Source organism: Verrucomicrobiota bacterium (assembly GCA_039027815.1).
GTDB lineage: Bacteria > Verrucomicrobiota > Verrucomicrobiia > Verrucomicrobiales > JBCCJK01 > JBCCJK01.
In genome coordinates this window covers 47,064-55,019 of record JBCCJK010000016.1, presented here as the reverse complement: position 1 = coordinate 55,019, position 7,956 = coordinate 47,064, and the positions used below count along the sequence as shown (strand labels likewise).

The window sequence follows — 7,956 nt, the reverse complement described above, 5'->3', positions numbered from 1 at the left end:
GAAGCGCGGGGAAGGGAGAGCCGTTGTCTTTCGAGCCAGCCCTGCGTTGCTCCTCGGTTACGGTGCCTGCACCGCGCCCTCGTCGCGCCTTGGTCTGGCCCGAAATCCACTCGGCCATTCTACCAGTGAATTCTGCAGCTTGGTATAAGGCTGCACCCAGAACAAAAAGTCTCCCCCCACCGCGCCGGAGACGTCGCGGTCCACCGGGGAAAGCCTGCTACTCCGGTTTCGTTTCGGCCTCTGCCATCATGGCCCTGATCCGTATGGCCAATTCTTCGTCGCTTTCGACGGTGCCAGGGAACCGCTTCGCGACGTCAGCGTAGTAGATCCTCGCCGCGTTCATTTCGCCTCGCCTCTCGTGGAACCGAGCTGCAGTCACCAGGGCGTCCACTTCCCTTTGATCCAGCCGGGCGAGACAATTCCTGGCCGGAGCTGCCTTCGGGCTTTCCGGATACTGCAGAAGAAATTCCGCGAAAGCGAGTTGGGCCCAGAAGTGCCTTTGAGAGTGGCCTTCTTGCACAAGCTTGAAATCGATATAGCCAATCTGGAATGCGGCATCATCCGCGAGCATATGGTCGGGATAGAATTCCAAGAATTCCGCATGCGCTTTCTTTGCCAAGTTGGGCTCTCCCTCTTGATCCCAGGCCACGCCCAAAAGGAATTGAGCTTTGGGAGCATACTGGCTATGCCGAGTGTTGGCCACGAGCAGCTTGAGCATGCCCATGCGGAGTTCCTTGGGAGGCAGGATTTTCTTGGGGAGTTTTTTTCCTTCACGTTCGAAGCGAGCGGACTCCCTGACCACGGTGTCACAGATTCGTGCTTGCCCGGCAAGCGCCTCTTGGAAAAGAGCATCGTCGGGAAAGCGGTTGATCACATTCTGATACTCTTCGAAGGCCGTGGTGAATTCGCGGTTGGCTTCAAAGAGTTTCCCAATTTCCAATTGGGCGACGCCGGCAGAAGCACTTTTCGGGAATCTTTGCACGGCCAACCGGAACTTCTCGATACCGCTGGCTTGGCGCCCTTGAGCGACCAAGATCCTACCCTCCTGGAGAAGTTCGGTCGCAGCCAACTCTTGGAATTCCCTGTCCCTCTGCTGCACCTGTCCCATGGTGACCTGTGGGCTCGCCAGAAAACAAAAACAAAAGGCCGCGAATCCGAAGAAACGCAGCCTTTGTTTGAAGGGAACTAGAGGAGAGGAGGGCAAGATAGAAGATTCCGCCCGGAAAGCTTAAAAGTCGAGACTGTCGTCTACTGCCACGGTGGGACGATCGTAGATTTTATCCAACCCTTCGGAAGTCTTCTTTCCGAACACCACTTTTCCGAAGGATACGTGGACGTTCATCTGGTTCCAAGGGTTATCCAGTTCGACTTCTTGGCCGGGATAGAGGTTCTCGATCAGGCCGGAGTTGGCTCCTTGATAATCGATGTGAGGAACGCCAGCGACATCCGCGATCGTGTAGTCGAAGGAGATGATCTGCGTGCCGGTATTTCGGAAAGTGACCGGATAGTCAATCGTCTCTTCATCGATCAATTCGCTGGTTACCGTGATGCGAACGGGAGCGTTGGGGGCATCGACGCTGCGGGTGTAAAGCTTTTCGGAAATCTCGGACGAAAGGTCGTAGTAGGTCGCGCAACCACCAAGAAGGGCGGCGGCAGCGATAGCGGCAAAGGCGGTGATTTTCATGATGGTGTGAGGCGGAGGAAATTAGTAGCGGAGGCGGATGCCGGCGACAATGTTCTCGCTTTCGTACTCAGGGACGTTTTCGATGTCTTCCAAGGTGAGCTGACGCCACTCGGAGTAGATGGAGAGCTTCTTGCTCCAGCGATACTCGATCCCGAAATAGGATTGCCATGCAAAAACAAACTGGTCGGTGGAGAAGGCGGAGGTGCTGGGATTTGTGTTAGTAGCCGATGGTGTCCCGCCGGCATTTTGCGTGGCCAAACCGTCTACTGTAAGGCCGGAGGTCGTCCCGGTGCCTGTGGAGTTCGGGTCTCGAAACCAGACTTGAGCCCCCCCAAACCCGGCCCCCACGTAAGGCCGAAGCCTTGCCAAGACGGGACCGATGCGGGCCCGGTAGCGCCACAAGTCCAAGCCGAGACCGCCATTCAGCATGAAGATCGCAGCATTGAAATCCCGAACGAAGTAGCCGATATCGCTTCCCGATGCGGTCAGGAGGGAGACTGAGTCGATCTGTCCTTCTACCTGAGAAGAGAGGAAGCTTCCCTCAAACTCAAGGTGAGCCTCCAAAGGAAAGCGCTTGTTCTTCCAGGAGTGCCCCACTTCGATACCGGCAATCAAGTCTCCGGAACTTTCGATGAGGTCATAGGTATTCGTGCCGATGATCGGTCGCTCGCCGCCTTGGCTTTGGGTCGTGCCACCAAAAATTCCGACGTAGGGGCCGTAGTTGGAGGCGGCGTCTTCGGCTTCCAGCGATTTTAGGGAATTGAGCGCCAACTCCTCCGCTGTGGCGGTGAAGGTCAGGGCGAAGAGGGCAGGAAAGGCGAGTGTCCGGATCATGGGAAAATAGGATACTGTATCGATTGGCCCATAGGGGCACGGCTTTCGGCCCGCAAGCGAAAGTGACTCCACATGGGCTCTGTGACGGACTTGTCACGTAAGCGGGCGTCCTGTTCGACGAGCTCCGGTTGACGATGGTCGCCTTCCGCTGGATGGGAGTGCCATGTGGCGAACGCTGATTTTCTGGCTGGTTTTCTGCGCGGGCGGATCGCTCCTGCCGACGTTGCTCCTGGCGCAGGAACCGAACGAGGAAGAATTGCCGGAGGCGGAAGGGGCCTTGAGCGTGGACGAGCTGCTACCGCTGCCGGAGGGGGGCTTGTCGGGTCTTCTCGGCGACAACGATTTGCTTCCACAGCTGGGAGAGGGAGGGCTGGTCCCGACGACCGAAGAGCTGGTCAGCCCCGATTTCGGAGCCGTCGATTGGTATCGCGAACCGAACGAGCCCAAGCTCCTGCCGCTGGCGCGTCGCATCGCGCCCGCTGTGGTGGCCATCCGGGCTTGGGATGAGTTTGGCGAGGAAACCGCCAGCGCTTGCGGATTCTTCCTCTCGGAAGACGGCCTGATTCTGACCGACGTCAGCTTGGTCTTGCCCGAAGTGGTGGCCAGAACGGAATACCTCACTGTTTCCACCGCCGAGGGGCGGAGTCTGACCTGCAAGGGCATTCTCTATCGCGATCTGCAATCCGGCGTGGCCGTGCTCAAGGCCGATGTCGGACAGGAACAAGTGCAGTTTCTCCAGCTCTCCTCGGAGCCAGTGCCGGCGGGCTTGGAATCTTCTCCGGTGAACCTTCTCGCGCTGGATGATCGGCGGGGGATTCTATTGGTCGATGCAAGTATGCGTCGAGATCCATCGGTCGCGGGTGCTGGTTGGTTGCTCGTGGAGGGGGCGGATTCACCTGGCGCGGTGGGCTCGCCGATTCTGAATTCGCAAGGCGAAGTCATCGGACTCGTCGCCCTCCGCTTGCCTTTGAAGCGATGGCTCAACTACGCCGCGCCCATGACCGATGCGTTGGTAGCCACCCAAGACCGCAGCGAATGGAAGCAGTTGGCGGTGGGAGAAGAGTGGTCCATGCGGGAGATCACCGAAGACCGTCGTTTTCTGAAGGCCTTTGAAGCGGTGCAGAATCGACGTTTTCGCAGCGCTGCTCGCATCTTGTTGCAGCTAACCAAGGAATACCCCCGGAGCCCCGAATGCTGGGCGCTGCTGGGCATTGTCAGCCACCAGCTCGGTGCCACCGTCGATGCAACCGCCTGCGCTCGTCGGGCGGCGGCTCTCGATCCCGAAGAGGGGCAGTATTGGTATCAGCTGGCGGTGTCCGAGTTGCGCGGAGGAGGGGAGAAGTTATCGCGTCCGGCCAACCCCCGTGCCGTGCAATCCTTGGAACAAACGGTCTTGGAGCGCCCTGCCGACATTTTCTCCTGGGTGCTCCTAGCGCAGGAGTATGTTCGGGGAGAACAATGGCCGGAAGCCGCCCAAACCCTGGAGCAAGTAACCAAACTCCAGCCCGGCTACGCCCAAGGCTTTTACTTGCTGGGCGTGTCCTATGGGAAACTGGGGCGCGTGGCCGAGGCGGAAGCGGCCATCGCCCGCTGCCTGCAACTCGATTCCAAGCACGCTTCGGGGAACCTCTACCAAGGCTTGATCTTGGCCGAGCAAGGCGACTGGCGACAAGCGCGCGACCGATTCCGGGAAGTCACCCGCATCGACCCCCAAAAAGTGCAAGCCTGGCTACAACTTGCGAAAGCCGAAAAGCAGCTCAAACGGGAAAACCAAGCCAAACAAGCCTTCAATCGCTATCTGGAGCTGACGGGGGAGTGATCTTGGGCAACGGGCAACGGGCAATCGCCCCAATGTGACACACTTGTTGCAATGCGAGGTTTTACGAAAGTGGAGGAGCTTTGTATGAGGATGCGTCGGTTGCTGGAATACACCCAGCAACTGGTCAGCCCTAAACTACATCTACATAGTTACCTCATGATGAAGAAAACACTTCTCGCCTGCGTTGCGACCGGCCTCGTTCTGAGTGCTATCCCGACCCAGGCTGAACTCCCCGTCAGCCGCCGCGCTGGTATTCTCCCAGTCTCTCAGTCCACTGGCGCTGTGAGCTTGGTTTCAGTGCCTTATACAATTGAGCCCGATCGCTTTGATGTTGCTTCCGTTTCAGGATCAACGGTGACTACAGCATCCAGTGTGGGGACTTACACCAACCCAATTGCCCGCATTGTAGGTGGAACCGATGACGGAGCTATTTTCTCCGTTTCTTCTGCCTCTGGTACGAGTGTTGTTTTGGGTGATGCTCCTGCTTCAGACACCCTTGCGGTCGAGATTTACGAGCAGTGGACACTTGATACTCTTTTTGCCAACGGGGGAAGCTTCTCCGGAGCAGCCGCCTTCGGTGGCGGAGATATACTCGGTCTTGTGAACAGTAGTGGAACTGACTTCGATCTTTTCTATTACAACACCACGAATAGTGAGTGGCGCACTGTGGCTGAAGTTGCGGCCGGTGGTACGATTGTTCCGCACAATCAAGGAATTCTCGTTCTGCCAGCAAGCGCCGATCCGGTGGTGGTTTCTGGTGTTGCTCGGTCCGGTGATCAGACTCCAACCTATCCCCTTGGTCAGGTTTCTGTAGTGAATTACCCGTTCGGCACGGCTTTCTCCTTCGCTGACTTGGACGTTTCTCAAATCAATGGAGCAGCCGCTTTCGGTGGTGGAGATATATTCCTTGTTCCGAATGCTGGCGGAACTGACTTTGATCAGTTTTACTACAATACAACAAGTGGTGAATTCCGCACTTCCGCTGAAGCTCCTGTAGTCGCTTCTGCCATCACATTTGCTGCGGGGGAAACTTTTGCAATCATTCCCGCTTCCAATCTTTCTTACAATTTCGAAGAAGGCTTCGCTGAGTAAGAGGCACGACTGATTTAAGATAGAATAAAGTAAACTTAATTGATATGAAAAAGACTGTTCTTTCCTTCCTGACTTGCGCTAGCCTAATGGCCGGAGCTAACGCAGCCACTTTCACCTTCACAAACGTCGATACAACTTTTCTCGATAGCGGAGGTTCTGCTCTAACTGGGCTAATGCAGTTTGGTTACTACTCATCTGCTGATCCTTCGGGATTCGATCCAGTTGCGGACTATACTGGATTCACGAGTCTCGTTGAGATAAGCTTTACCGGTGGAAGCGCGGATGCTACTAGCGTGGATAGTTCTGACCAAAACTGGGCTGCAGGAACTGGTAACCAAATTTACGCTTGGGCGCTTGAGACCGGGGACAATACCGGAGCGCTGGGCTCCTTGTTCACTTATGGCAACAATTGGTCAGATCCCAATGCCAGCTTCAGTGCTCTTGCTAACGAGGTGTTTGTTTATGATGACGCCAATACGGGTGCCCAATTCATCTACGACGCGGCACCAGACGCCAATATAGTTCAAGGTGTTCCCGAGCCTTCCACTGGCCTTCTTGCCTTCGCTGGCTTCGGTCTTTTTGCTCTCCGCCGCCGCCGCGCGTAAATCGCGCTGTGATGCTGTTTTGAGTCAATTCACTGACTTTTTACGAAAACCTTATTTTCCTAATGAAGAAACTTATTCTTTCGCTTCTGGGCGCCGCTTTGGTGAGCCCTGCTCTCGCCGACTTCGTGACGGTGACCGCCGACATCAGCACCGACACTCGTTGGACGCGCGACATTGTTTACATCCTCACGAGGACGATCTACGTTACCGATGCTGCCACTCTCACCATTGAGCCGGGCACGATTATTCGTGGTATCAATACCACACAGTCCGAGATCAACCTTGAGCCGGGTGCTCTTGTGATCCGTCGTGATGCCAAGATCATCGCGAACGGAACACCGGATGATCCCATCGTCTTCACTTCTATCGATGACACCAACGTTCCTGGCGGTTCTGCTACGGTTCCGACTTCGTTCCAGAACTCCTTGGGCACCACGCTTACCGCAGGCGTCGAATATGGCACCATCAGCTACTCCACCACTCCCGGTGGTAGCGCTGGCTCCAGCGCCTTCAACAGTCATGGCCTCTGGGGGGGGCTCATTGTTTTGGGGAACGCCCGTGTCGGTCAGTCCACAGCTCCTGGTTCCGGCCTTCCTGACGATGGTAGCACGGTCGATACGGCTCCTGTGGACGGTGTCTATGACAACCATGACGCCAACTTCGCGGACGGTGGTGTGGACTTGGGTGCGGATGGTCTTCCTGGTGGCAGTGATGAAAATGAAGACTCCGTGGTTCCCGGCGTGGGTTCTGATTTCATCGAAGGCATCGATCCTGTGACGCTTGCAGGTTCCGGCAAGGACAACTTCGGTGTCTACGGTGGCACGGATGACTCCGACAACTCTGGCACCATCGCTTTCGTATCCATCCGCTACGGTGGTTTCGAGCTGGGCGCAGCCAACGAGATCAACTCCTTCACCACGGGTGGCATGGGTGATTCCACGGTGGCTGAGTTCATCGAGTGCACATTCAACCAAGACGATGGCTTCGAGCCCTTCGGTGGCAAGTATGATACCCGTTTCTGGTTCTCCTTCTGGAATCTCGACGACGCGTTCGACGGTGACGAGGGTTGGCGCTCCTACAGCCAATTCTGGTATGGCGTTTCTCCAAACGTCAGCACGTATCCGACTTCTGGTTCTGGTTCCGGTGGTTCTCCGATCGAATGGGATGGTGCTGAGCCAAGTTCTGGTGATACGCTCCCAACCCTTACCGTTGAGCTGCACAATTTCACCTATCTGGATGCTGCTAGTGGTTCTACGATAGATGATGGTTCCGACGTCGAACTTAATAACTTCTACGTTGAAGGTCGTACGAATACGTTGAACGTAATCACCGGTGGTGATCCGAGCATTACCACAATTGATGCTGACAACTGGGGACTCGTGAATGTGAGTGCTGCTGACAGTGGTGGAAACTTGGACACAGCTACCAATGTGGTAGACTATGGGGATTTAGATTTCCAAGTGATTGATGGTATCAACTACAGAAATGGAGGGGTTCTCGATCCTCGCCTCCTAAGTGGTGCAACTTCTGCGATTGTGAACGGCACGGATCCCACGGGTCCTCAGTCGGTCACAGGAGCTGGCTACGAAGGCATCAGCCGTGACAACGACTTCAGCTTCGGCTGGACTCACCTCTCCGCACTTGGTGCTGGTCCCAGCACCAACATTGCTCGTCCTTCTCTTACCATTGGTGTAAGCGGCAGCAACCCAACCATCACTTGGACGGCAGTCGCCGGGCAAGGTGGACGCGACGTGCTCTATGTAGTGGAGCGCTCTCTCGAAGGTAAGGTTTGGACGCCGATCACTGGTGCTACCACTTATTCCGCTGGTTCCCAGACCGTTACCGACACTGGTGTGACCCTCACTGCGGGCACTCAGGTTCAGTATCGCGCCTACGCTCTTTGATCTTGAGAGTGTTGAAGA

7 protein-coding genes are annotated in these 7,956 nt (G+C 56.0%); 5 read left to right on the top strand and 2 right to left on the bottom strand.

Annotated elements, in window-relative coordinates:
• Positions 1 to 514: 514 nt before the first annotated feature.
• Positions 515 to 1,189, top strand: a complete 675-nt coding sequence (locus tag AAF555_06365) for a hypothetical protein (GenBank protein MEM6911191.1) — start codon at positions 515 to 517, stop codon at positions 1,187 to 1,189.
• Between the two features lie 39 nt (positions 1,190 to 1,228).
• Here AAF555_06365 and AAF555_06360 read toward each other — a convergent pair whose 3' ends face one another.
• Both AAF555_06360 and AAF555_06355 read right to left on the bottom strand, forming a co-directional pair.
• Positions 1,229 to 1,684 carry a hypothetical protein gene (locus tag AAF555_06360; protein ID MEM6911190.1) on the bottom strand — a complete coding sequence of 152 codons (456 nt, stop codon included), beginning with the start codon at positions 1,682 to 1,684 and terminating at the stop codon, positions 1,229 to 1,231.
• Positions 1,685 to 1,705: 21 nt separating this feature from the next.
• Positions 1,706 to 2,518 carry a hypothetical protein gene (locus tag AAF555_06355; GenBank protein MEM6911189.1) on the bottom strand — a complete coding sequence of 271 codons (813 nt, stop codon included), beginning with the start codon at positions 2,516 to 2,518 and terminating at the stop codon, positions 1,706 to 1,708.
• 163 nt (positions 2,519 to 2,681) lie between these two features.
• Between AAF555_06355 and AAF555_06350 the strand changes: the two genes are divergently transcribed.
• The 4 genes from AAF555_06350 (at position 2,682) to AAF555_06335 (ending at position 7,938) form a co-directional block, all read left to right on the top strand.
• Entirely contained in the window at positions 2,682 to 4,337 is a 1,656-nt protein-coding gene (locus AAF555_06350) for a tetratricopeptide repeat protein (protein ID MEM6911188.1), read from the top strand.
• A 90-nt stretch (positions 4,338 to 4,427) separates the two neighbouring features.
• A complete protein-coding gene (locus AAF555_06345; protein MEM6911187.1) occupies positions 4,428 to 5,429 on the top strand; it encodes a hypothetical protein in 1,002 nt (333 codons plus the stop codon).
• Between the two features lie 44 nt (positions 5,430 to 5,473).
• A complete protein-coding gene (locus AAF555_06340; protein ID MEM6911186.1) occupies positions 5,474 to 6,034 on the top strand; it encodes a PEP-CTERM sorting domain-containing protein in 561 nt (186 codons plus the stop codon).
• A 62-nt stretch (positions 6,035 to 6,096) separates the two neighbouring features.
• Complete coding sequence (locus AAF555_06335) at positions 6,097 to 7,938, top strand: hypothetical protein (protein ID MEM6911185.1); 1,842 nt, start codon at positions 6,097 to 6,099, stop codon at positions 7,936 to 7,938.
• Positions 7,939 to 7,956 lie beyond the last annotated feature (18 nt).